Consider the following 22,493-nt stretch of genomic DNA (forward strand, 5'->3'; position numbering starts at 1 on the left):
TGCCAAAGCTGAAGAAGAGAAGAATAAACAGAACAAAATTAAAAATGCAACTTTGCAGAATGCTACTACTAGCGAAGAATTTACTGCTGCTGCAAAGAAGCAAGATGAGAACGTTAAAAATGTAGACATAGAAGATGGATATGCTTTTGTATTATTCAAAGACTATACTACTTGGTCAGAAACGACAATGTTTAAAGATTTTGCAATTAATTCATCAGCTATTTTAGAACCTTTATCCCAAAATGATAACTTAAAAGGTATAGGTTTTATAAGGCTTGCAAGTATGCAAGATACAAAAGGAAATGAGACTACGGAGCCAGTCATAATGACTTTTTACACAAAAGAAAATACGTCAGACATCAATTTTAAAAACTTTAGATCTCATCTGTATATTGATGAAAGCAATTTTTATAAAGTAGCTGATGATTATTGGATACATCCAGGAGTATACACAAAGATAAAAACTGATGCCGTCGGCACATTGGCATTTGCTTCATATGGAGACAGCGAAGGTTTTGAGAAAATGTCTACAATATATAAATAAAAGCCACTCGTGGTTTTTATTTTTAATCAATAGGCGAACATACATTCTTATTTGTTTAATGTTTTTAGGGGGCAATTATGGTTTATTATTTTTCACATCTTGAAGAAGAAGTTCAGAAGATTTACGAATCGCTAGGTTTCCAAGAGCCTGCAGATATAAATATGATCGAGATTGCTCGATATTTTGATATTTGGATAGACTACTGGCCGGAAGAAAGCAGAAATATAAATATTAGGGGTTTGCGCACTATCTTATTACAAGAAGGCCTATGCTATGAAGAAGCTTGGACTTCATTTGCTCATGAGCTACGGCATGCACTGAAACATGTTGGAGACCAGAATAGAATGCACTACTTATTCCGTGAATATCAAGAATTCGATGCTAACCGGTTCATGTACCACTTTTGCATGCCCAGTTTCATGCTATTGCAGATTGATCCTTTCCCTACATTTAAAGAAACCGTTTTTTATTTAGCTAATCTCTTTAAAGTTGATTATAAATTTGCAGAAAAAAGATACATAGATTTCTTAAATAAAAAGAAGGCACAATTATTCGCCTATTGCTAGAAAGGACACATTCATATGAGAGGACATATCAGAAAACGTGGAAATAAATATAGCATTGTAATAGACATTGGTCGTGATCATTTGGGAAAACGTAAACAAAAGTGGTTTTCTGGTTTTGATAAAAAGAAAGAGGCAGAGAAGGAACTGCCCAAGCTAATTCAACAGCTAGAATTAGGAGAAATTGTAGCTAGTGAAAATATAACCTTTGCGGATTATATGGAAAAGTGGCTAGAAAGGAAAAAGAAAAACGTTACATATGGCACCTATCGTCACTACGAAGCATATTCAAGAAATCATATAATTCCATCTTTAGGGAAATGGCAAACTAACAAGGTCAAGGATTATCACATTGCTTCTTTCATGGATTCTCTTGAAGATAAAGGTTTAAGCAAAAGAACACAGAGACACATCTATAGAATTTTAAGCAGTGCCATTGCAGCTGGAGCTCAATACGGACTTAACAAGAACCTGTTTAGTAAGACTGATGCTCCTAAAGTTCCAAAAAAGAAAATTGAGTTTTGGAATGAAGAAGAAGTTCAAAAGTTCCTGGAGTCTTTATTCGAAGAAAAACACTATATGCCGATATATCTGGCATTAATCACAGGCATGCGCCAAGGAGAAGTATTGGGTTTGCGATGGGATTCAATTGATTTGGAACAGCGTATTCTTTCGGTACAGCAACAGCTGAAAATAAAAGAGCAATTAGACGGTCGTGGACGGTACGAACTTACAAACGTTCTTAAAACTCCTACCAGCTATCGAACTATTACTTTGGATGAGGAAACAGTTTCACTTCTAAAAAGACATAAATCGGAGCAAGAGAAAAGGCAGAATAGGATCCTTTCTAAATATGCTGATTATAACCTAGTAAATGCAACCGACACTGGAAACTACATCACTCCACCGAATATTAATAAGGTGTTTTGGCGCACAATAAAAAATTCAGGTGTAAAAAGGATATCATTTCACTCGTTGCGGCATACTCATGCAACTCTTTTATTGAAGATGGGTATTCACCCGAAGGTTGTGCAGGAACGATTAGGGCATGCCAGCATACAAATAACATTAGATACCTACTCTCATTTAATTCCAGGTATGCAATCAGCAGCTGCTGAAATGTTGGGACAGCTTTTCAATAAAAAGAGGGATTAAATTTATTTCGGAACTCGAAGGTTTGCAAAATGTTTGCAAACTGCATTTGAACAAAAAAATAGCAAGGGCGGCAACTGCCAGAACCCTTGCTATCTCTGTATCTATTAGCGCGCTCGGAGGGATTCGAACCCCCGGCAGACGTGGTACCGGAAACCACCGCTCTATCCAACTGAGCTACGAGCGCATATATAATTAATAATGTGACAACGATTATTATACGGGAGTTTACTCTTTTATGCAAGTACTTTATTGATAGACCTTCATACCAGCAAAAAAGGAACTGCCGCGTGGCCGTTCCTTTTACTTGTTTACTATGGGATTGCTTATTTCGGATACATATAGTCCGGTGCCGGCTGCAGCTCTTGTTTCTCGCCGTGAGCTGTCGGTGTCTGTTCATAGTTGAACTGACCGCCGTCCGGAGCTGTCCCGTTTGCCCAGCTGCCTTCTTTGGAGTCTTCTCCTTCAGAGAAGTTGAACAGGCTATGGGAGAATCCATCTGCTTCAAGCTCTTTTGGGAATGATCCTGGTACGATGACACCGTTTTTCTCTTCCAATTCACGGGCAGCGGCGATCCATTGATTTTGATGCATGGAATCACGTGCCAAGAGGAAGGACAGCATATCGCGTACACCTCGGTCTTCCGTCATTTCATATAACCGGGCGACCTGCAGCCGGCCCTGGGACTCGGCATTGATGTTGGCACGGATGTCTGCCAGGAGGTTACCGCTTGCGATGATATAGCCAGCGTTCCAAGGGACGCCGTTGCTGTCTGTCGGGCGAGGCCCCAGACCGGAAACGATCGCGTGCTGCGGGTTCATGCCGCCCAGAATGGCCCCGATGACAGGATCCTTCGCTGCCTCTTCCTGCTCTTTGACAGGTGCACCATCAAGCAGGCGGGCAATCATCGTTGCGATCATTTCGACATGACCGATCTCTTCGGTAGCTGTATCCATGATCAAATCCTTGTATTTTTCTTCTCCGCGGGCACTCCATCCTTGGAATAAGTATTGGAGGGCTACCGTGATCTCACCGAACTGTCCACCCAGGATTTCCTGCATTTTCTTCGCAAACAATGCGTCTGGCTTATCCGGTTTTGCGGGATATTGTAGTACTTTCGAATGGTTGAACATGTTGTTGCCTCCTTCGGTTTATTTGCTTTCCGCTGATAACGTTCCACCATGGCAAATGATTTAAACCATCTGCTGGAGCTGTAATTAAATTGAAAAGTAAACTTATTTGCAGGAGAATATCGATTGAAAGTCAAAGTTAACGGGATACTGTATTTCTGGCGTTTATTTGCATTCCAACTAGGGAAGCATGGAATAGGCGATAGAAAGTAAGTATTTTGTTTGACCTTTATTGACCTTTTAGGTAAGATAAGGTTAGTCATTACTTAGCATAATGAGCTCATATCCAAAGGAGGATCTATCATGAATCTAATTCCTACAGTTATCGAACAGACAAACAGAGGAGAACGTGCTTACGATATCTACTCCCGTCTGCTGAAAGACCGGATCATCATGCTTGGCAGCGCAATCGATGATAATGTTGCCAACAGCATCGTTTCCCAGCTATTATTCTTGGCTGCGGAAGATCCAGAAAAAGATATTTCCCTATACATCAACTCACCAGGAGGATCCATCACCGCAGGTATGGCTATCTATGATACAATGCAGTTCATTCAGCCGAAAGTATCGACTATCTGCATCGGTATGGCGGCTTCCATGGGTGCATTCCTATTGACTGCCGGTGAAAAAGGCATGCGCTATGCACTTCCGAACAGTGAAGTGATGATTCACCAGCCTCTAGGCGGTACACAAGGTCAGGCAAGCGATATCGAAATCCACGCTCGCCGCATCATCGAAATGCGCAAAAAATTGAATGAAATCATGGCGGAGCGCAGCGGTCAGCCGCTTGAAGTAATCGAGCGCGATACAGACCGTGATAACTTCCTTACAGCAGAACAAGCGGTTAACTATGGCTTGATCGATAAAGTAATGGAGAAACGCCCTTCATAAGACATAGGAAAAGCCATCCAGCATGCATTGCTGGATGGCTTTTTTCATTCATGGATGACAAGTGTATCTGCAAAGAAATCATGCACGCCTTGTTTCCTTGGTGTAAATGCCACGACCACATAAAGGATGGTCAAAAACAACAAGCGGTGGATGAAACGGCCTACCACTTCCCGAATCAGCGTATCCGACCAGGACAGGCCTCCTCCGTCCTTCCGGATGACGCGTAAGCCGAAGATCATCTTTCCTAAAGTCTGACCGCGCCATTTGGTCATGAACAGGAAATAAGCAAAGAAAATCACTCCGCCAAGCAAAGCGCTGACACTCCATATCCAAAGCGTCGCTTCATAAAAAGCGTCTATCATCGTAAAAGGCTGGACGAGCAAACCCGTCAGGCTGAAAACAACGATGAGATCGACAAGATATGCCCAGAAACGCATCCAAAATCCAGCATAGCGTTTATCAGCCACAGCCGCCGGAGATGCCGCCCCAGGCTGCTCCATCGCTTCCTCATCAAGTTTTTCCTTCCCTTGATACATATCGGATAGGGCATCTGACTCTGTCTGTCTGTCAGATTCCGCAGCTTCCGGTATCCCTGTACTGGAGATATCCTGATCGGGTGACGTCAGTTCTTCTGGATGCTCACGTTTTTCTTTATCCATGCTAACGCCTCCTATTCCGTATAGAGATACATAGCTTCCGGTGAATTCGTTTTGCCCATCAATTCCTTGATGCCAAGCAGATCGGAATCAGATACAAACAAATCCTTCGCAGCTGTGGCCCAGAAGGAGCCCATACCGAAGCCGCTTCCCGTATATTCAAACACTTCCGCATCCTCGAGTCCTTGGTCTTTCTTCATCATGGCAATCGTATCTTCCAGATCCCCCAAGTCATCGACCAAACCATTTTCCAAGGCCTGTTTACCGGAATATACGCGTCCATCACCCAATTCACGTACTTTTTCTTCCGGCATGCCCCGTCCATCGACGATGACCTGTACGAAGTCCGCATACATATCATCGATGATGGACTGCAGGATATCCCTTTCTTCATCGGTCATTTCCCTTGCACCGGACATGATATCCTTGTGCTCGGCACTCTTGATGACTTCTTCTTTGATGCCGATTTTATCGGCAAGCTCAGAATAATTGAGTGTGGACATGATGACACCGATCGAACCAGTCAGTGTCGCTGGATGCGCCACGATTTTGTTGGCACTGGCTGACAGATAATAGCCGCCGGAAGCAGCCGTGTTACCCATCGACACATAAACAGGCTTTCCGTATTCCTCCTGGACCTCCACGACTTTATCGTGAATTTCCGCACTCTCGACAACCCCTCCTCCGGGGCTATTCACTTCTATGATGACACCGCCGACTGTATCGTCCTGGCCAGCCTGCTCCAATTGCTCCAGAAAGGCTGCATGATTGTATGTACCGCTTCCCAATAATGATGCTTCTTCTCCTGTATCCTGAATCGTGCCTTCCACTTTCAGCACTGCTATCCGATTCATCGCATCTCCATCCTCGATGATTTCCTCACTGAGGAAAGAGCTCCCCGTTGCCGAATCAATCGCTTCTGTAAAGTGACTATTGATGACTGAAATCAAGGTCTGGAAACCGACAGACACGAACAGCAGGAAAGCAGCGATCCCGATCGCGATCCAACGTTTTGCGTTCAAAATATGATCTCCTTTCTCTCTCCATAAAAATCTTACAATACATAGCCTACACTAGGTAAGCTTCCCTTACCACAATTTAGCAGAAAAAAAGTCCTGAATAATTTCAGGACTTTTCAGGTGGATCAGCTGGCTTGTGACGGGGCGGTAATGAAGGCAGCGAGCTCCTCCATGGCTTCCTCCTCATCTGGACCATCAATTTTCAAAGTGATCAATTCTTCCTGGGCAATGGCCAGACTCATCACCCCCATGATGCTTTTTGCATTGACCGATTTGTTCCCTTTTTCCACATAGACAGAGGCACTATAACGATTGGCTTGCTGGACAAAGCTTGCCGCTGGTCTGGCTTGCAAACCAGTATCCAGGGTGACACGCAACGTTTTTTGGATCACATGTGATTCCTCCCATTTTCCAAGTAAGCGCTATCAAATTCATGAAAAAGAAAACACCCATATGAGTGTCTTCTTAGTATACCACATGCTATATATGCTTCATACCTGCTTATGCCTTTTTAATGGATGTCCCATTTCGAAGTCTGTCAGCGAATTCATCTATTTTGCGGAGGCGGTGATTGATTCCCGATTTACTGATCTTCCCCGTGGAAACCAATTCCCCAAGCTCCTTCAAAGATACATCCTGATGCTGGACCCTAAGTTCAGCGATTTCCTGGAGTTTCTCAGGCAGCGCTTCGATTCCGACCGTGTTTTTGATGAAGTTGATATTCTCCACTTGACGGAAGGCTGCACCGATTGTCTTATTGAGGTTGGCTGTTTCACAATTGACTAGGCGGTTGACCGAATTGCGCATATCACGGACAATCCGGACATCCTCGAATTTCAGCAATGCACTGTGGGCGCCTGCGATATTAAGGAACTCGGTGATCTTCTCCGCTTCTTTTAAGTAGGTAATGAATCCCTTGCGCCGCTCTGTACTGCGAGCATGCAGGTCGAATGTATTCATCAGCTCACAAAGTGCATCACTATGTTCTTTATGTGTATTGAATATTTCCAGGTGGTAAGAAGAAGTCTCCGGATTATTTACCGATCCGCCTGCCAGAAAGGCACCGCGCAGGTAAGCTCTGCGCTTTTCGGATGTGTCGGTAAAAGAGTTGCCTATTGTACGGACAAAAGTGAATTGATCCTCGAGTATTTCCAAACGACGCAGCAAGTCATCCACTTGCTTGTTCAATCGTACAATGTAGACATTGTTCTTCTTCAATTTCATCTTCTTCCGGACGAGCAGCTCGATTGGATGATGATAGATAGCCTTCAGCAGCGTATATATACGTCTTGCGATGGCCGCATTCTCCGTCTGGACATCCAGGGTATATTCCTGTCTCGAATAAGAGACGGAGCCATTCATCCTGATCAAGGCCGCAAGCTCGCTTTTCACGTCCGTCATTTCGATTGGAATGGTCGTCAATTCCTTTTTTATTTCTGATGCAAAGCTCACGATGCTCTTCCCCCCTTTTTATCACGCCGCGCGCTTACAGCATCGCGTAAAGCAGCTTGGCGATTTTGTGTGTATCATGACGGAGCTTCCGCTGTTGATGGTCAATGATATCAGCTTCGATCACTTCAAGTCCCAAAGACTTCAGGCGGCTGATATCATACACGACCGGCTCTGCGTTCTCCTCTGCATAATTTTCCCGAATATCCTGCTCGATTGCGCTGTTATTCACGACAATCGCCGAGACAATATCGGCTCCAATGTGATCATGGATGGCTTGGATATGATCACCTGCTGTATAACCTGTCGTTTCCCCGTATTGTGTCATCACATTGCATACATAGACAACTTTGCCTGGCGCTTCCCTTAAAGCATGCTCAATCTCCGGAACGATCAGATTCGGCATGACACTTGTATATAGGCTTCCCGGACTGATAACAATCAAATCAGCCTGCTTGATGGCCTCGATTGCTTCCGGAAGCGGCTTGACGGGCAGCGGACTGACAAATACCCGTTTAATCCGTTTATTCGCCAGCGGGATATTGGATTCCCCGGTCACAATCTCGCCGTCGGTCATTTCCGCATGCAGCACGACGTTCTGATTGGCAATCGGGTATATATTCCCCTTCACTTTCAGGACCCGTGAAATCTCCTTGATACCGTTATAAAAATCCCCGGCGATCGAAGTCATTGCCGCCAGCAGCAGATTCCCCATGGAATGACCGGATAACCCATTGCCATTTTTAAACCGGTGCTGGAACAAATCGATCAGCATCGGTTCAGCATCGGCCAATGCGGCGATGACATTCCGGATATCCCCCGGGGCCGGCATCGCAAGCTCTGTGCGCAATTTCCCCGAACTGCCGCCATCATCAGCTACCGTGACGATTGCCGAAAGATCCACAGGAAGCTGCTTCAGTCCTCGCAGCAAAACAGGCATGCCTGTCCCGCCCCCGATTGCAACTATTTTTTTTCTTTTCATCAGTGGCTTTTCCTTTCTACATCACGGTGCGTCACATGCGTCGCATAGCTGTCGCTGTAACGTTTCGCCAAATGCTCGGCAATGGCCACCGAGCGATGCTGTCCGCCTGTACAGCCAATGGCGATGACGAGCTGGCTTTTTCCTTCTTTCCTGTACTGGGGCAGCATGAAGGTGAGCATATCCTCCAGCTTCTGCAGGAAGGTATGCGTATCGGACCATTTAAACACATAGGAAGACACCGGCTCATCCAATCCTGTCTGCGGTCTGAGGTTCTCCACATAAAACGGGTTCGGGAGAAAGCGAACATCAAAGACAAGGTCTGCATCGATCGGCAGACCATACTTAAAGCCGAAGCTCAGCATCTGGACAGTGAATTCTTCGTAATCGGAATCCTTGAAGCGCTTCATGATCTTCTCACGGAGCTGCTTCGGCTTCAGCGTCGATGTATCCACGATGAACTGGGCTCTTCCCCGCATCTGATCGAGCAATGCCCGCTCCTGCTGTATGCCTTCGAGCGGAAGTCCTTCCGGTGCAAGCGGATGTGTCCTGCGCGTTTCTTTATATCTGGTTACGAGAACTTCATTCTTAGCATCGAGGAAAAGTACTTGCGGCTCCAGCCAATCCTCCATCGTGAGCTTGTCCAGTGCTTCGAACAAGGAGTCAAAGAATTCCCTTCCCCGTAAATCCATGACCAGCGCGACTTTTTTGATATCATTGGCCGCATCGCGCATCAAGTCAAGGAAAGTCGGCAGGAGCGCCGGAGGCAGGTTATCCACGCAATAGTAGCCCAAATCCTCGAAACTTTGGACAGCAACCGTCTTGCCTGCTCCAGACATACCGGTTATGATGACGAGCTTCGTTTCATTCAACTGTTTCTCCATACGTATCCCCCGTTTTATTCTGGTGTCGTCGGATCCAGCTTCGACTGCAGCAGCTGCCGATCCTCCGTGTAAACGAATGTGCCGAACAATGGCTCATCAGTGCTGAACATATGGGCGAATATATCCCGATCTCCCTCTGCCATCGGCAAATCCTTGATATTCTTGATATCTATCCATTCCAGCTTGCCTTCCTGGCTTTCTTCAAGCAATTCACCTGTATATTCTTCGGCGAAAAAGGTGAACATCATCCATTCATGGATGACTTTTTCGTCTTTTTTTATAACAAAAGTAAATGTACCGCGAAGCTCCGGTTCATGTACAGTCAGGCCTGTTTCTTCCCAAAATTCCCGGACCGCGGTTTCCTTGACCGACTCCCCCAGCTCCATTTTACCGCCGGGAGCTGAGTACCAGCCTTTACTCGGTTTTTTCAATAAAAGAACTTTATCATCAACTGCCAAAATGCAGTTTGCAACTCGTTGCATGCTTCCACCTCTTTCTCTGTGTAAGTGGACATGTCGATTCGTTTTACACATCACTCTATATTATACTATTTCTGTTTCGCTTCAAACAGTAATATGTTTCCTTAATCTTTGCCAATAATCGCCGTCATTCCCCAAAAAATAAAAAAAATGCATAGGTGCCGAGGCACCTATGCCAATAACTAATTTATCTATTAAAAGGGGGTCAATTAGTTAAAACCAGTATAGCAAATGATTATGTCGCCCATGTTACAGCAGCATTAAGAATCATTTACAAGGAAGCCTGGCCCGCTTATTTGCCGATTGCGTCCAGCTCTTCTTTCAAGCTTTCCACGTAAGCTTGTGCCGCTTGGGCTGCAATACTGCCATCCCCAGTTGCTGTCACGATTTGTCGAAGCTCTTTGTCCCGAATATCCCCAGCCGCAAAAATACCAGGTACAGCTGTTTCCATACGTTCATTCGTGTGGATATAGCCAAGTTCATTTGTGATGCCGAGGGATTGGAAAGGCTCACTGAGCGGAACCATTCCGATGTAAATGAATACCCCGTCTGCTGATTTTTCGTATTTCTCTCCAGTACGCTGATTCAAAAGCGTGACGCTGGAAACTTTATTGCCTTCGCCATTGATTTCCTCGACAGTTGTGTCCCAGATGAAATCGACTTTTTCATTCGCGATGGCACGCTGCTGCAGGATAGGCTGCGCACGCAATTTATCCCGGCGGTGGACAATCGTCACTTTGTCAGCGAAACGGGTCAGGTAGACACCCTCCTCGACAGCTGAATCCCCGCCGCCGACTACGATCAATTCACGGTTCTTGAAGAAAGCTCCATCACAAACGGCACAATAAGATACACCGCGTCCGCTGAATTCGTCTTCTCCAGGCACACCGAGCTTTTTCCACTTCGCTCCTGTCGTAATGATAAGGGATCGTGTTTTATATTCTTTATTGCCGGCAATGATCGTTTTGTATTCCTTGCCGTCTTTCACTTCTTTGATATCGCCGTAAGCATATTCCGCACCGAATTTTTTCGCATGCTCGAACATTTTATTGGAAAGATCCGGTCCCAGGATGGAATCATAGCCTGGATAGTTCTCCACATCCTCTGTGTTTGCCATCTGACCGCCCGGAATACCTCTTTCTATCATAAGTGTATCTAGATTTGCACGGGAAGCATAAACCGCTGCCGTCATGCCAGCCGGTCCAGCTCCTGCAATGATTACGTCATAAATTCTGTCTTCAGTCATTTATAGGACCCCTTCCGTCTATATATCAGTCGTTCTCTCTACTCGTTAGCATATAAGATTCTTTCTGCAACGTCCATTTTTCTGCCTGCTGCTTCAGGAAAGCCAATGAAAATCCTCTTTGTTCAAATGGCTGAATCTGCGGCTGCCTTCCTGCCACAGCTTTTCGGCATATTCTTCATTACCGGCCTTCTTTGCCGCCAAGCTGAACCACTTATAATAGGAAGCATGTCCTTTCACGCGTCTTTTATCCAAATGGAGAAAGCGGTCAACCGCATCTTCATAATGGCCGGTCATGGAAAAAGCGCATGCGATGCGCAGATGCTGCTCTTCATGAATCGGGAAAATATTACGAAGCAGGCGAAGATGCTCATCCCGTTGGTCGAAGCAACGCATTTCGTGATAAAACACGGCAAGATTGACATGGGTGTAGACAGAGACTTGCTCGCTCTCCAGATGCTCTTCTTCCATCCGCACAGCTTCTTTCTGGTTGCCAGTATAGAAAAGCGCCTTGGCATACTCATGTTTTGCCAGCATATGCTCCGGGAACATGCTCATCATTTCTTCCAAAATAGGTAAAGCGAACTGCCATTCTTCCCGTTCCAAATAATAAAAAGCCGACTCCTGGAACATGATGAGCTCATCCTCTTCCTCTGTCGTCCAAAGCTCATCATCTTCTTCCTCGGCTTCCACATAGGTCAGCAGCTCCTCGGCCTGATGCCGGAAATCCCCTTCCGGATCCATCTCCAGATACAAGTTGGCGAACTTCTCCGCATCATGCATATAACCAAGCTTCGAATAATTATAGGCAAGCATGTAGAAGCATTCGGCATAGCTCTCCCCATGCTCTTTGATGATGTCATCCAGGATATAAATCGCTTTATGGAATGCTCCCATTTCCGTAAAAATAACCGACTTCTGGCAGTGATAGATCACTTCCGTCGGTTCCTTCTCGATCGCTTTTTCAAGCCATTTCATGGCTTTGTCCAGCTTACCGTTCCGATAGGCCTCGATGCCCTTTGTATAATAGAAATCTCCTTCCGGTATGAAGGGGATGATGTTAGTCGGTCGTGCCTGCTGCTCTGCTGGTTCCAGCGTTTGCATGTGTTTCCTCCTACTGCATTAGATATCCCATGAAGTATATCATATTTCCACACCCGGTCCTACACCTTAAGAAAAAAAGACTGTCCCCCCTAAGGGAAACAGTCTCCTGGATGAATGATCAAACAGTTTGCAAGTCGTCTTCTTTAACTGGTACAACTGCTTCTTTTGCCAAGACTTCCAGTTCACGTGTATATTCTGCTTTCTGCTCAGCAGTATAACCCAATGTTTCAGCCATGTAATCAATAACCGCATCTTTGTTAGCATGAACAAAGTCGATGTTGAATAGCAGCGCGCCTGTGCGTCGAACGAAGAAATCGACTGGTTTGTATGCCAGTTCTTCTTCAATCGCATAACGCAGCTGTGCGAATACAAGAGCATCGATATTGGCAGCTTTCGCTTCATCCTTCAATGTTTCGAAGCGGCTGAAGACTTTATCGACATTCGCTCCGTAGCGGCTTACCATTTTCAATGCGTCTTCAGCAGAAAGTCCGATTGCTTTCCCTTCATCCACTTTACGTTCTTTGAAGCGTTCGAATCCTTTGGATCCGCCGACTTCCCCACCAGAGATAGGCAGGTTCTTCGTATCGGATTCGGAATAAAGGATGCCTTCTTCTTCCTTGAACTGTTTAGCCACAAGATTGACTGCTTCGATTGCCATTTTGCGGTAACCAGTCAGCTTACCGCCGGCCATGGAAATCAAGCCGCTGTCGGAAACGAAGATTTCATCTTTACGGGAAATCTCGCCCGGTTTCTTGCCTTCCTCTTGGATAAGCGGACGAAGGCCAGCCCAGCTGGATTCCACATCATCTTTTGTGATTTCCACAGTCGGGAACATGTAGTTGATGGAATCGATGATATAATCACGATCTTCGACAGTCATGACTGGATGCTGGATGTCACCTTTGTATGTTGTATCTGTTGTACCGACATATGTCTTGCCTTCACGCGGAATCGCGAATACCATCCGGCCATCCGGAGTATCGAAGTATACGGCTTGGCGCAACGGGAAGCGCTGTCCGTCGAATACCAAGTGGACACCTTTTGTAAGATGCAGTGTTTTGCCTTTTTTGGATCCATCTTTTTCACGGATCGTATCCACCCAAGGACCGCCGGCATTGACGATTTTCTTAGCGAAGATACGGTGCTTGTCACCAGTTGTTACATCTTCTGCTACGACACCGGTAACTTTACCGCCAGCATCATAGATGAATTCGATTACTTTTGTATAGTTGATTGCGTTAACGCCTTTTTCAACCGCTTTTTTCAGAACTTCCAATGTCAAGCGGGCATCGTCCGTTTTGTATTCCACATAACGGCCGCCGCCAAGCAAGCCTTCAGATTTTACAAGCGGCTCTCTTTCCAATACTTCTTCACGTTTCAGCATTGTGCGGCGTTCCGCTTTTTTCACACCAGCAAGATAGTCATATACACGCAAACCGATGTTGGTAGTGAACGGACCGAATGTACCGCCTTTGTGGAACGGAAGCAGCATCCATTCAGGAGTTGTTACGTGAGGACCATTTTCGTATACGATTTCACGTTCTTTACCAACTTCTGCAACCATTTTGACTTCGAATTGTTTCAAATAGCGCAAACCACCGTGAACCAATTTAGTTGAGCGGGAGGAAGTACCTGCTGCGAAGTCCTGCATTTCTACAAGACCTACATTCATTCCGCGCATTCTTGCATCAAGTGAGATACCGGAACCAGTGATCCCACCACCAATGACAAGAAGATCCAAAGGTTTATCAGTTAAGTTCGCATAAATTTCGTTACGTTTCTTACTAGAGAAAACAGTCATGCTTGAACACTCCTTTTTAGATTCAGCGGCTCTTCTATTTCTATACCCCATTATAGTAGAAGTCATGTATAGAAAGCAGAAAGAGACCACAAATAATCCATACAATGTATAGATATTCGCGGTCTCTCCAATGTCTCGGGCCGAATCATTAACTTGTGACTTCAGTATAACATGCCCAGCCCGATTTGAAAAGGTATATTACTTGAAAGTACGTGTAGCTTCCACAGCTTTTTTCCAGCCTGCGTAGAGCTGATCTTTTTCTTCTTTGGAGCGGTTTGGCTTGAACGTACGGTCGATTTGCCATTTGTTGGCGATCTGTTCGCGGCTTTCCCAATAGCCGACCGCTAAACCAGCCAAGTAGGCAGCACCTAATGCTGTTGTCTCCTGGATGACTGGACGTTCTACGTCTACATCAAGCATATCGCTTTGGAACTGCATAAGGAAATCGTTTTTCACGACGCCGCCATCGACACGAAGCTGTTTCACATCGATACCGGAATCCTCGATCATCGCATCGACGACATCCTTGGATTGGAAGGCAAGTGATTCCAATGTTGCGCGTGTGATATGCGCACTTGTTGTACCACGCGTGATACCGAACATCGCACCGCGTGCATCACTATCCCAGTATGGTGTACCCAGTCCTACGAAGGCAGGGACTACATAAACACCGCCATTGTCTGAAACGCTTGTCGCAAGGCGCTCGCTTTCAGGAGAAGATTCGATGATCTTCAAACCATCACGAAGCCATTGGACAGCGGAACCTGCAACGAAGATGCTTCCCTCGAGTGCGTATTCCACTTTCCCATCAAGGCCCCAAGCGATCGTTGTCAGCAGGCCATGCTCGGATTTAACAGCTTCCTCACCTGTATGCATAAGGACGAAGCAGCCCGTTCCGTAAGTATTTTTCACCATACCCGGCTCAAAGCAGGCTTGACCGAATAGGGCAGCGTGCTGGTCACCAGCGATACCAGCGATCGGCACTTCTTCACCGAAGAAATGATAGTCGATTGTCTGGGCGTATACTTCAGAAGAGGCTTTTACTTCTGGAAGCATGCTCTTCGGCACATCAAGGATCTCAAGCAGTTCATCATCCCATTTAAGCTCATGGATGTTGTACATCAATGTACGGGCTGCGTTGGAATAATCAGTAACATGCGCTTTACCGCCAGATAGCTTATAAACAAGCCAAGTGTCGATTGTACCGAATAGCAAATCACCGTTCTCTGCTTTTTCACGTGCTCCTTCCACGTTATCCAAGATCCATTTGACTTTTGTACCGGAGAAGTAGGCATCCAATAGCAAGCCTGTTTTTTCGCGGAACAGATCATTATGACCTTTTTCGATCAAGTCATTGACGATATCAGCTGTTTGACGGGATTGCCAAACGATCGCTTTATGGATCGGACGGCCAGTGTTTTTATCCCATACGACTGTCGTTTCCCGCTGGTTCGTAATACCGATCGCCGCAACCTGTTTCGCATCGATGTCCGCTTTGCGGAGCACTTCCGCCATACAAGCAGAAATGGACGTCCAGATTTCGTTCGCATCATGCTCTACCCAGCCGGATTGCGGGAAGAACTGTTCGAACTCCATTTGTGCAGTTTCCACGATGTCGCCATTGTGGTTGAAAAGAATCGCGCGTGAACTTGTTGTTCCCTGGTCAAGTGCCATGATAAATTTTTCCATTACTTAATCCCCCTCGTTTTCACACCATTATTCGCAGCTGCCTCTGCGTTAGCTTTTACAAGTTCCCCTCGAACTGCAGCGATAATGATTATTAATAATACAGCAGATAAAATCCAGAAACCTACTTGCAAGTCTTCCATGAAAAATCCGATATAGAAATATGCACCGTATGCTCCCCCAAGCAATGGACCTACAACCGGAACCCACGCATACTTCCAGTTGGAAGAACCTTTACCAGGGATCGGCAGCAATGCATGAGCGATACGCGGACCTAAGTCACGGGCTGGGTTGATCGCATATCCTGTCGGACCGCCAAGCGCCATCCCGATGACTGCAACGAGCAAACCTACCAATAATGGATTGAATCCATCTGCTAAAGAGTTGCCTCCAATGAATAGAATACCAAGCATCAGGATGAAAGTGCCAATGATTTCTGCCAATAAGTTCGAAAATGGACTATCAATCGCCGGATCAGTAGAGAAAACGGATAGTTTTGCCATAGGATCGGATGTTTTTGCCCAGTGCGGCAAATAAACCAAGAACACCAGTACAGCACCCAGGAATGCACCGAGCATTTCACCGGCAAGATATTCCGGCACGACATTCCAGCCGATATCCCCTTTGATTGCCAGCCCTAATGTCACGGCAGGATTCAAATGCGCTCCTGAAAAACTGCCTACTGCATAAGCACCCATCGCCACTGCAAGACCCCATGCAATGGTAATCGTGATCCAGCCTGTGCCTTCCCCTTTGGACTTGCTTAAATTGCTGACTGCTACAACTCCTCCACCGAAGAGTATTAGTACCATTGTGCCGATCGTTTCGGCTGCGAAGATACTCATTGTGATTGTCCCCTTTATTGATAGAATTTTTCGGAGAGCGCTTTCATTCAGCGTCCAAAATAACCGCACTTTGCAGAATCATAAAAAAATAGCTACATTCAACCTAAAAATATTATTAAGGAAGCGCTGTCTTTTGGATTAGAAAAATCCATCACCTAATATAACATAGTAAACACCTGACGTGTACTAAAAAGGTAATGGATTCTCCGTATCTCCGATCATTATTATTAACTTATAGATAGACTTTACACCTAATTGAAAGCGGTGTCAAGGACTTACCATAAACTTTTTTTTGATGTGGAAACGGCTGTTGCCCCCGCTTCCAGAGCGGCATCCACATCTTCCTGGGTGCGTATGAGCCCTCCAGCTATGACCGGCACGCCGATTTTTTCGGATACTTCTTTTATCATATGAGGAATTAACCCCGGCAATACTTCGATGTAATCAGGCTGCGCCTTCTTGACCAGTGAAAGATTATGATCAAGCGCGTGTCCATCAATCAAAAACAAACGCTGCACAGCGGTTATCTTATATTTTTTGGCTGCACTGATAACATTCGTCCTTGTCGATATGACACCATCCGGCTTCAGACGCTGACAGACAAAGTCCATCCCGGCATCATCTGTCTTCAGTCCCTGTATCAAGTCAACATGAAGAAACACTTTCTTCCCTGCTTTTTTGGCATATTTGATCTGGGAAGGAAGCTGGGCTATCCTTGTCTCAAGCAGCACCATCATCTGCATATCTTCCCGCTGGAGCAATTCATCGAAATCCCGCTCATTACGGGCTGCAGGTAATATCCGTTGTCCTAAATCCATTCTTTTCCTCCTTCATGAAACAAGCAGACACTTAGGTTGTCTGCTTGTCCTGTCGTTGTTCTGCTGTATAAATCATTTGCATCGGATTTCCGCCCACCATGGCACCAGGAGGGACATCCCGGTGGACAAGCGTGGCAGCCGAAATGACCGCTCCGTCTCCGATGGTGACGCCGGGCAGGATCGTCGTATTGGCTCCCACCATCACATTATCCCCGATGATGACATCCCCAAGGCGGTATTCATCCGTCAAATATTCATGGGCCAGGATGGTCGTATTATAACCGATGATGCTGTTCTTTCCTATCGTGATCCGCTCCGGATACAGGAAATCCGGCACGACCATAACAGCCAATGCTGTTTCTTCACCGATTTTCATTTTGAGAAAGGATCGGTAAAGCCTGTTCTTCAAACCAAGGAATGGCGTATATCGTCCAATCTGGACCACGGCGAAATTCCTGGCTACTTTCCAAAAAGGGATTGTTTTATATAACTGCCACAGCGAATTCGGTCCTTTAACGGGATAGCTTTCCGTTTTCCGCATGCGCGTCTTCCTTTACGATGTCGAATAAATCACGGATATCCTCCAGCATATAATCCGGCCCATATGTCAGCAAGGTTTCTTTGCCCTTGATCGACCAAGCCACACCGGCAGTTTTTGCACCCGCATTCTTCCCGGACTCAATATCATGATGATTATCACCGATCATGATGGCTTCCCCCGGGACACTGCCAAGCGCCTCCAGCCCTTTCAGCACAGGTTCCGGATGCGGCTTTGCATGTTCGATATCATCATACCCGATCACGACATCGAACAATCCTCCAAGACCGCATACCCGAAGACCGCGCTCTGCAGTTTCCCGGACCTTTGTTGTGACAATCCCCAGTTTAAAACCTGCCTGCTTCAGTTCCTGCAAAGTTTCAGCGACATATGGATAAGCCTCTACATATGCATCATGATGCTCCAGATTATGCTTCCGATATGCTGCGATCATTTCTTCCGCCCTCTCGGCGTCGATGTTCTCGAAAACATCCTTCAGCGGCGGACCGATGAACGGGAGCAATTCCTCGCGCTCATATGTCCGGCCCATATACTGCTCCAATGTTGCCGTGTAGGATGCCAGAATCAGGCTATTCGAATCGATCAGTGTTCCATCCAAATCAAATAACAATGTCGTGATTGCCATAATCGCATTCGCCTCTCTCTATTCCTAGTCTTTATAACGAGGTGTCTTCGCTCCTGGACGGCGCCGGATGATCACGATGACCACCGCAAGGACGATCGCTGCGATGGAAACAACTTGCGCCGCCCGCAGGCCATCGGCAACAAGGCTATCCGTCCGCATACCCTCGATGAAGTAGCGTCCAAGGCTATACCAAGCAAGATAGAACAAGAACATTTCCCCGCGCTTCAAATTCACCCTGCGTAAAACAAGCAAGATGACGAAACCAAGGATATTCCATAGTGATTCATAAAGGAAAGTCGGATGATAGAGAACACCATCGATACACATTTGGTTATTGATGAAATCCGGTAAGTACTGGATGAAGTTCTGATATGCCTCTTCCGAAACTGGACCTCCATGGGCTTCCTGGTTCATGAAATTACCCCAGCGGCCGATAGCCTGCCCAAGAATCAAACTCGGCGCAGTAATATCCGCCAGCTTCCAAAACGGTATCTTTTTCACACGGCAGAAAATGATTGCCGTGATGATGGATCCGATCAATGCTCCATGGATGGCAATGCCGCCTTCCCAAATGGCAAACACCTTCCAAAACGGACCGTCTGCATAGTTTTCCCATTCGAAAACAACGTAATAAATACGGGCACAGATGATAGCTGCCGGAATGGCAAATACCAGAAAGTCCACAAACGTATCTTTATGTAATCCGCGCCTTTTCGATTCGCGGATGGCCAGCCATAGACCGAGGGCTGCACCGACTGCAATGATGACGCCATACCAGTAAATCGTCAGTGAACCGAGCTCCAAAAACACCCGGTTCAATGGTTGTGCTTCACACATTTCCATCCGTCATGTCTCCCCCATTATCTTTTCCTGTTTCTATCATTTTCGTCAGACGCTGCGAGAATTCCTCCGCTGCATTCACACCCATCCGTTTCAGGCGGAAGTTCATCGCAGCCACCTCGATGATGACAGCCAAGTTACGCCCCGGACGTACAGGGACCGTCATCTTCGGTACATTGACATCCATGATTTTCATCGTATCTTCATCCAATCCGACCCGATCATATTGTTTTGATTGATCCCAGGTTTCCAAATTGATGACGATCGATATTTTCTTATGGCTGCGCACTGCCCCTGCGCCAAACAATGTCATGACATTGATGATGCCCAAACCCCTGATCTCCAATAAATGCTCGATCAAGGAAGGCGAATTTCCGATAAGGGTATCGTAATCCTCCTGCCGGATTTCGACGCTGTCGTCAGCAACAAGACGATGCCCGCGCTTGACGAGCTCCAACGCTGTTTCACTTTTTCCGACACCGCTCTGGCCGGTGATCAGGATGCCGATTCCATAGATATCCACCAACACTCCATGGACTGCTGTGAATGGTGCAAACCTGGCCTCCAGGAAATTCGTTATCCGGCTGATGACACGTGTCGTCTTATGCGGCGACCGTAAAATCGGGACACCGGCAGCCTCTGCCGCTTCCATCATCTCCGGCGGCACTTCCTGGCCTCTCGTAATGATCAAACCAGGTGTGATATCAGAGCAAATCTTCTCAAACCGATCCTTCTTCTGTTCGCTTGTCAGCTCCTCCAAAAAGGAAAGCTCCGTCTTACCGAACAATTGCAGCCGATCTTTCGGATAATATTTAAAATAACCTGTCAACTCTATACCAGGACGGGAAATATCACTCATGAAAATTTCACGTTGTACGCCTGTATTCCCAGTCAGCAATTCCAGATTGAAACGATCCAATAAATCCTGAATGACTACTTTTGCCATAAAAACCCTCCATCCTAACAATTCTTGTTTATTCTAGCATACTTCCCGAAAAGATAGATACCTGGGCATAAAAAAGGCCCTGCAGCATGCCGCTGCAAGGCTTGGTTTCAGCTCGTGATCCGATCCCGGATGAGCCAGTTCAGCAAGAGATTCAGCAAGGCAAGTATGATTGCCGCAATGATTGCTGTCCCGAATCCATCGATTATGAAATTATCCCCGATCAAGCCTTGTGTGATCATCAAGGTGATTGCGTTGATCACAAACAAAAACAATCCTAGCGTCAAAGCGGTCAGCGGCAGTGTCAGGACAATCAGCACAGGCCGGACAAGGATATTCAGAATCGACAGGATGAAGCTGGCCAGGATGGCAGTCCCGAAGCCCTCTACATAAAAGGAGTCGAAGATACGGCTCACAATGATCAATGACACGCTATTCAGCAATAGTGTCAAAATCCATCTCAGCATATCATGGAAGGACCCAGACAGAACCCGTTTTCGTGTTCGCTTCCAAATGAAGCTTTTCCTGCGCTGCTGGGTAAGTCTCGAATTTCAGTGCTTTCTTGACGACTTCCTTCGATTCATCTATGACGATATATTCGTCCAAGTCGCAATGCAGAGATCCGATATTCGTCGTAATCCGTCCGTTCAAAGGAATCGCGGCCAGGGACTTCAACCGGATACTGCCATTGGTTGCCTTGAAAAATGCACTGTCCGGATCGGAATTATGCCACTCGCAATGGATACTGCCATTGAACGTTTGGGCATCAAGCTTACGGAAACTTCCCTCCAGCCTAAGTGAGCCATTGACGGATTCACAAAGCAGATCCTTTGCTGTCACCTGCTTCAGCTTGATGCTGCCGTTCGATGTCTCGGCGCTGACTATCGAGCCGCCTCCCCCATGGAGATCGATGCTTCCATTTGTCGTCTTGCAATAGATATTCACACTGCTCACCGAATCGGTCCGGATCGTTCCATTGAAGGTTTTCACGACACATTCATCATATACTGCTTCCGGGACATACAAGGTGATTTCCGGTTTGATCCGTTTATCCTGCAGCGAGAACTGCAATTTTCCATCCGCGACGGCAAAATAGGCTTTATCCGTGAACCGCCTTCTGGCAGCCTGCTCATCCTCTTCCTGATAGACTTTCGCCTTTGTTTCCAGACGGGCAAGAGGTTCGGTCCAGCTTTTGATCGTAACAGAGCCATTATAGATTTTCAGGTCCATTTTCGAGAATGTCTCATCTGCCTGAAATATATGCTCGACTACATGATGATCGCCGAAGTTCAAATCCAGGTCAGCATTCTTGATCTTGGTGAAAGCCTGCTGGACATATTGCAGTACTTTCGGACCGACAGACTTTTTCTTGGCTGCTTTACCGACACGCTGGGATTTTGGCTCTTCGCCTGCCGTGACAAGCTCCTGCACCACCGGCTCCTTCTCTTCATCCGTATGCTGTACAGCACCGAAAGCACGCTCATCAAGAGCCGCAAGCTCCAGCTCTGCTTCTTCGGCAGTGAGCTTTCCTTCCTCGAGCTGTTTCAGGATCCTCTTTCTTTCTGTTCTCATACAAAGCCTCCTTTACACATATACGAATCATATGTTATCGAAGTTCCAAGTATAGAATGTCTCCTCTTTGAAATGTTCCAGCGCTATGGACTCCATGTTCTCTTCCGTAAGCTCCGCTCCAGTGACATTGACAAGTACGCCTTGTGCCTGGGATTTATGGCAAAGGATGGTTTTCACCTTTGTTTTGACGAATGGACGAATATCCTGGACAACGTCAGGCTTGCCTAGAATCTCCTGATATCCGCGCATGAACGCTTGCGCCCAGACCGTCGGACGTGTGCTTTCATCCATCCGCGACACCGCATCGATTGCCGCCGCCCCCAATGCATTGTGGTCCGGATGGACTGCATATTCAGGATAATGGGTGATCACGAGTGTTGGCTTGATCTGTTCCAGCAGTCCCTTCAAGTGATCACTGACTTTGGATAAATCCTCGAATTCCAGGACCTTATCCCGGTAACCAAGCATTTTCAGCTCGACATCCATAACTTCGCAAGCATCCTGCAATTCTTTTTTACGGATTTCCGGTAAGGATTCCCGCGTCGCAAAAGTCGGATTCCCCATATTTCGGCCCATTTCACCTAACGTACCGCATAGATAAGTGACAGGCACTCCTTCTTCCCTGAACTTGGCGATTGTACCAGCTGCTCCGAAAGCCTCGTCGTCCGGATGCGGGAAGATGACTACTACGTGTTTTTCCATGATTATTGC

The 22,493-nt window shown here is 46.4% G+C and carries 25 protein-coding genes and 1 tRNA gene; 4 read left to right on the plus strand and 22 right to left on the minus strand.

Translation table 11 applies throughout. The annotated features are described in order from the left end of the window. From CHH53_RS17360 to CHH53_RS10525, 3 genes are all read left to right on the plus strand, one after another. Positions 1-544, plus strand: a 544-nt coding sequence (locus tag CHH53_RS17360) for a hypothetical protein (RefSeq protein ID WP_158221541.1), incomplete at its 5' end; no start/stop codon positions are given. Positions 545-621: 77 nt separating this feature from the next. Beyond that, positions 622-1,110, plus strand: a complete 489-nt coding sequence (locus tag CHH53_RS10520) for an ImmA/IrrE family metallo-endopeptidase (RefSeq protein ID WP_095216092.1) — start codon at positions 622-624, stop codon at positions 1,108-1,110. Between the two features lie 15 nt (positions 1,111-1,125). Beyond that, positions 1,126-2,262 (plus strand): site-specific integrase, encoded by a 1,137-nt coding sequence (locus tag CHH53_RS10525; RefSeq protein WP_095216093.1) that lies wholly within the window; start codon positions 1,126-1,128, stop codon positions 2,260-2,262. A 108-nt stretch (positions 2,263-2,370) separates the two neighbouring features. On the opposite strand, the gene CHH53_RS10530 is transcribed toward CHH53_RS10525, so the two are convergent. Together CHH53_RS10530 and CHH53_RS10535 are read right to left on the minus strand one after the other, a co-directional pair. Then, positions 2,371-2,446 (minus strand) — tRNA-Arg (locus tag CHH53_RS10530). 139 nt (positions 2,447-2,585) lie between these two features. Beyond that, complete coding sequence (locus CHH53_RS10535; protein WP_095216094.1) at positions 2,586-3,392, minus strand: manganese catalase; 807 nt, start codon at positions 3,390-3,392, stop codon at positions 2,586-2,588. Positions 3,393-3,692: 300 nt separating this feature from the next. On the opposite strand from CHH53_RS10535, the gene clpP reads away from it, so the two are divergent. Continuing rightward, on the plus strand, positions 3,693-4,280 hold the full coding sequence (gene clpP / locus CHH53_RS10540) for an ATP-dependent Clp endopeptidase proteolytic subunit ClpP (protein WP_095216095.1): 588 nt from the start codon (positions 3,693-3,695) through the stop codon (positions 4,278-4,280). 44 nt (positions 4,281-4,324) lie between these two features. Here clpP and CHH53_RS10545 read toward each other — a convergent pair whose 3' ends face one another. The 20 genes from CHH53_RS10545 to bshB2 all read right to left on the minus strand — a co-directional run bounded on the left by CHH53_RS10545 (position 4,325) and on the right by bshB2 (position 22,484). Beyond that, positions 4,325-4,939 (minus strand): RDD family protein, encoded by a 615-nt coding sequence (locus tag CHH53_RS10545; RefSeq protein ID WP_233135036.1) that lies wholly within the window; start codon positions 4,937-4,939, stop codon positions 4,325-4,327. Between the two features lie 11 nt (positions 4,940-4,950). Beyond that, a complete protein-coding gene (gene sppA / locus CHH53_RS10550; RefSeq protein WP_095216096.1) occupies positions 4,951-5,958 on the minus strand; it encodes a signal peptide peptidase SppA in 1,008 nt (335 codons plus the stop codon). A 122-nt stretch (positions 5,959-6,080) separates the two neighbouring features. Beyond that, complete coding sequence (locus CHH53_RS10555; RefSeq protein ID WP_095216097.1) at positions 6,081-6,347, minus strand: HPr family phosphocarrier protein; 267 nt, start codon at positions 6,345-6,347, stop codon at positions 6,081-6,083. Between the two features lie 109 nt (positions 6,348-6,456). Then, entirely contained in the window at positions 6,457-7,407 is a 951-nt protein-coding gene (whiA, locus tag CHH53_RS10560; protein ID WP_095216098.1) for a DNA-binding protein WhiA, read from the minus strand. A 34-nt stretch (positions 7,408-7,441) separates the two neighbouring features. After that, positions 7,442-8,386, minus strand: coding sequence for a gluconeogenesis factor YvcK family protein (locus CHH53_RS10565; protein WP_095216099.1), 945 nt, complete (start codon positions 8,384-8,386; stop codon positions 7,442-7,444). Beyond that, positions 8,386-9,267, minus strand: coding sequence for an RNase adapter RapZ (gene rapZ, locus CHH53_RS10570; protein ID WP_095216100.1), 882 nt, complete (start codon positions 9,265-9,267; stop codon positions 8,386-8,388). The genes CHH53_RS10565 and rapZ overlap by 1 nt, the downstream gene beginning before the upstream one ends. 14 nt (positions 9,268-9,281) lie before the next feature. Next, the gene (locus CHH53_RS10575; protein ID WP_095216101.1) at positions 9,282-9,749 is read right to left on the minus strand and encodes an 8-oxo-dGTP diphosphatase; all 468 of its coding nucleotides are present in this window, start codon (positions 9,747-9,749) and stop codon (positions 9,282-9,284) included. Positions 9,750-10,038: 289 nt separating this feature from the next. Then, positions 10,039-10,992 carry a thioredoxin-disulfide reductase gene (trxB, locus tag CHH53_RS10580; protein ID WP_095216102.1) on the minus strand — a complete coding sequence of 318 codons (954 nt, stop codon included), beginning with the start codon at positions 10,990-10,992 and terminating at the stop codon, positions 10,039-10,041. Between the two features lie 93 nt (positions 10,993-11,085). Further along, positions 11,086-12,093 (minus strand): tetratricopeptide repeat protein, encoded by a 1,008-nt coding sequence (locus CHH53_RS10585; RefSeq protein ID WP_095216103.1) that lies wholly within the window; start codon positions 12,091-12,093, stop codon positions 11,086-11,088. A gap of 118 nt (positions 12,094-12,211) precedes the next feature. After that, a complete protein-coding gene (locus CHH53_RS10590; protein WP_095216104.1) occupies positions 12,212-13,894 on the minus strand; it encodes a glycerol-3-phosphate dehydrogenase/oxidase in 1,683 nt (560 codons plus the stop codon). Between the two features lie 198 nt (positions 13,895-14,092). Then, positions 14,093-15,583, minus strand: a complete 1,491-nt coding sequence (glpK, locus tag CHH53_RS10595) for a glycerol kinase GlpK (RefSeq protein WP_095216105.1) — start codon at positions 15,581-15,583, stop codon at positions 14,093-14,095. Next, positions 15,583-16,425 (minus strand): MIP/aquaporin family protein, encoded by an 843-nt coding sequence (locus CHH53_RS10600; protein ID WP_095216106.1) that lies wholly within the window; start codon positions 16,423-16,425, stop codon positions 15,583-15,585. The genes glpK and CHH53_RS10600 overlap by 1 nt, the downstream gene beginning before the upstream one ends. Before the next feature lie 275 nt (positions 16,426-16,700). Beyond that, positions 16,701-17,243, minus strand: coding sequence for a glycerol-3-phosphate responsive antiterminator (locus tag CHH53_RS10605; protein WP_095216107.1), 543 nt, complete (start codon positions 17,241-17,243; stop codon positions 16,701-16,703). A gap of 31 nt (positions 17,244-17,274) precedes the next feature. Then, positions 17,275-17,784, minus strand: a complete 510-nt coding sequence (locus tag CHH53_RS10610) for an acyltransferase (protein WP_095216108.1) — start codon at positions 17,782-17,784, stop codon at positions 17,275-17,277. Next, positions 17,756-18,427 (minus strand): pyrophosphatase PpaX, encoded by a 672-nt coding sequence (ppaX, locus tag CHH53_RS10615; protein ID WP_095216109.1) that lies wholly within the window; start codon positions 18,425-18,427, stop codon positions 17,756-17,758. The genes CHH53_RS10610 and ppaX overlap by 29 nt, the downstream gene beginning before the upstream one ends. Positions 18,428-18,451: 24 nt before the next feature. Then, positions 18,452-19,270 carry a prolipoprotein diacylglyceryl transferase gene (gene lgt, locus CHH53_RS10620; RefSeq protein WP_095216110.1) on the minus strand — a complete coding sequence of 273 codons (819 nt, stop codon included), beginning with the start codon at positions 19,268-19,270 and terminating at the stop codon, positions 18,452-18,454. Beyond that, the gene (gene hprK, locus CHH53_RS10625; protein WP_095216111.1) at positions 19,257-20,213 is read right to left on the minus strand and encodes an HPr(Ser) kinase/phosphatase; all 957 of its coding nucleotides are present in this window, start codon (positions 20,211-20,213) and stop codon (positions 19,257-19,259) included. The genes lgt and hprK overlap by 14 nt, the downstream gene beginning before the upstream one ends. A 107-nt stretch (positions 20,214-20,320) precedes the next feature. After that, on the minus strand, positions 20,321-20,677 hold the full coding sequence (locus CHH53_RS10630) for a phage holin family protein (RefSeq protein ID WP_095216112.1): 357 nt from the start codon (positions 20,675-20,677) through the stop codon (positions 20,321-20,323). 1 nt (position 20,678) lies between these two features. Further along, positions 20,679-21,782 carry a DUF4097 family beta strand repeat-containing protein gene (locus CHH53_RS10635; RefSeq protein ID WP_095216113.1) on the minus strand — a complete coding sequence of 368 codons (1,104 nt, stop codon included), beginning with the start codon at positions 21,780-21,782 and terminating at the stop codon, positions 20,679-20,681. 27 nt (positions 21,783-21,809) lie between these two features. After that, positions 21,810-22,484, minus strand: coding sequence for a bacillithiol biosynthesis deacetylase BshB2 (bshB2, locus tag CHH53_RS10640; protein ID WP_095216114.1), 675 nt, complete (start codon positions 22,482-22,484; stop codon positions 21,810-21,812). Positions 22,485-22,493 lie beyond the last annotated feature (9 nt).

This window comes from Terribacillus sp. 7520-G (assembly GCF_002271665.1).
GTDB lineage: Bacteria > Bacillota > Bacilli > Bacillales > Amphibacillaceae > Terribacillus.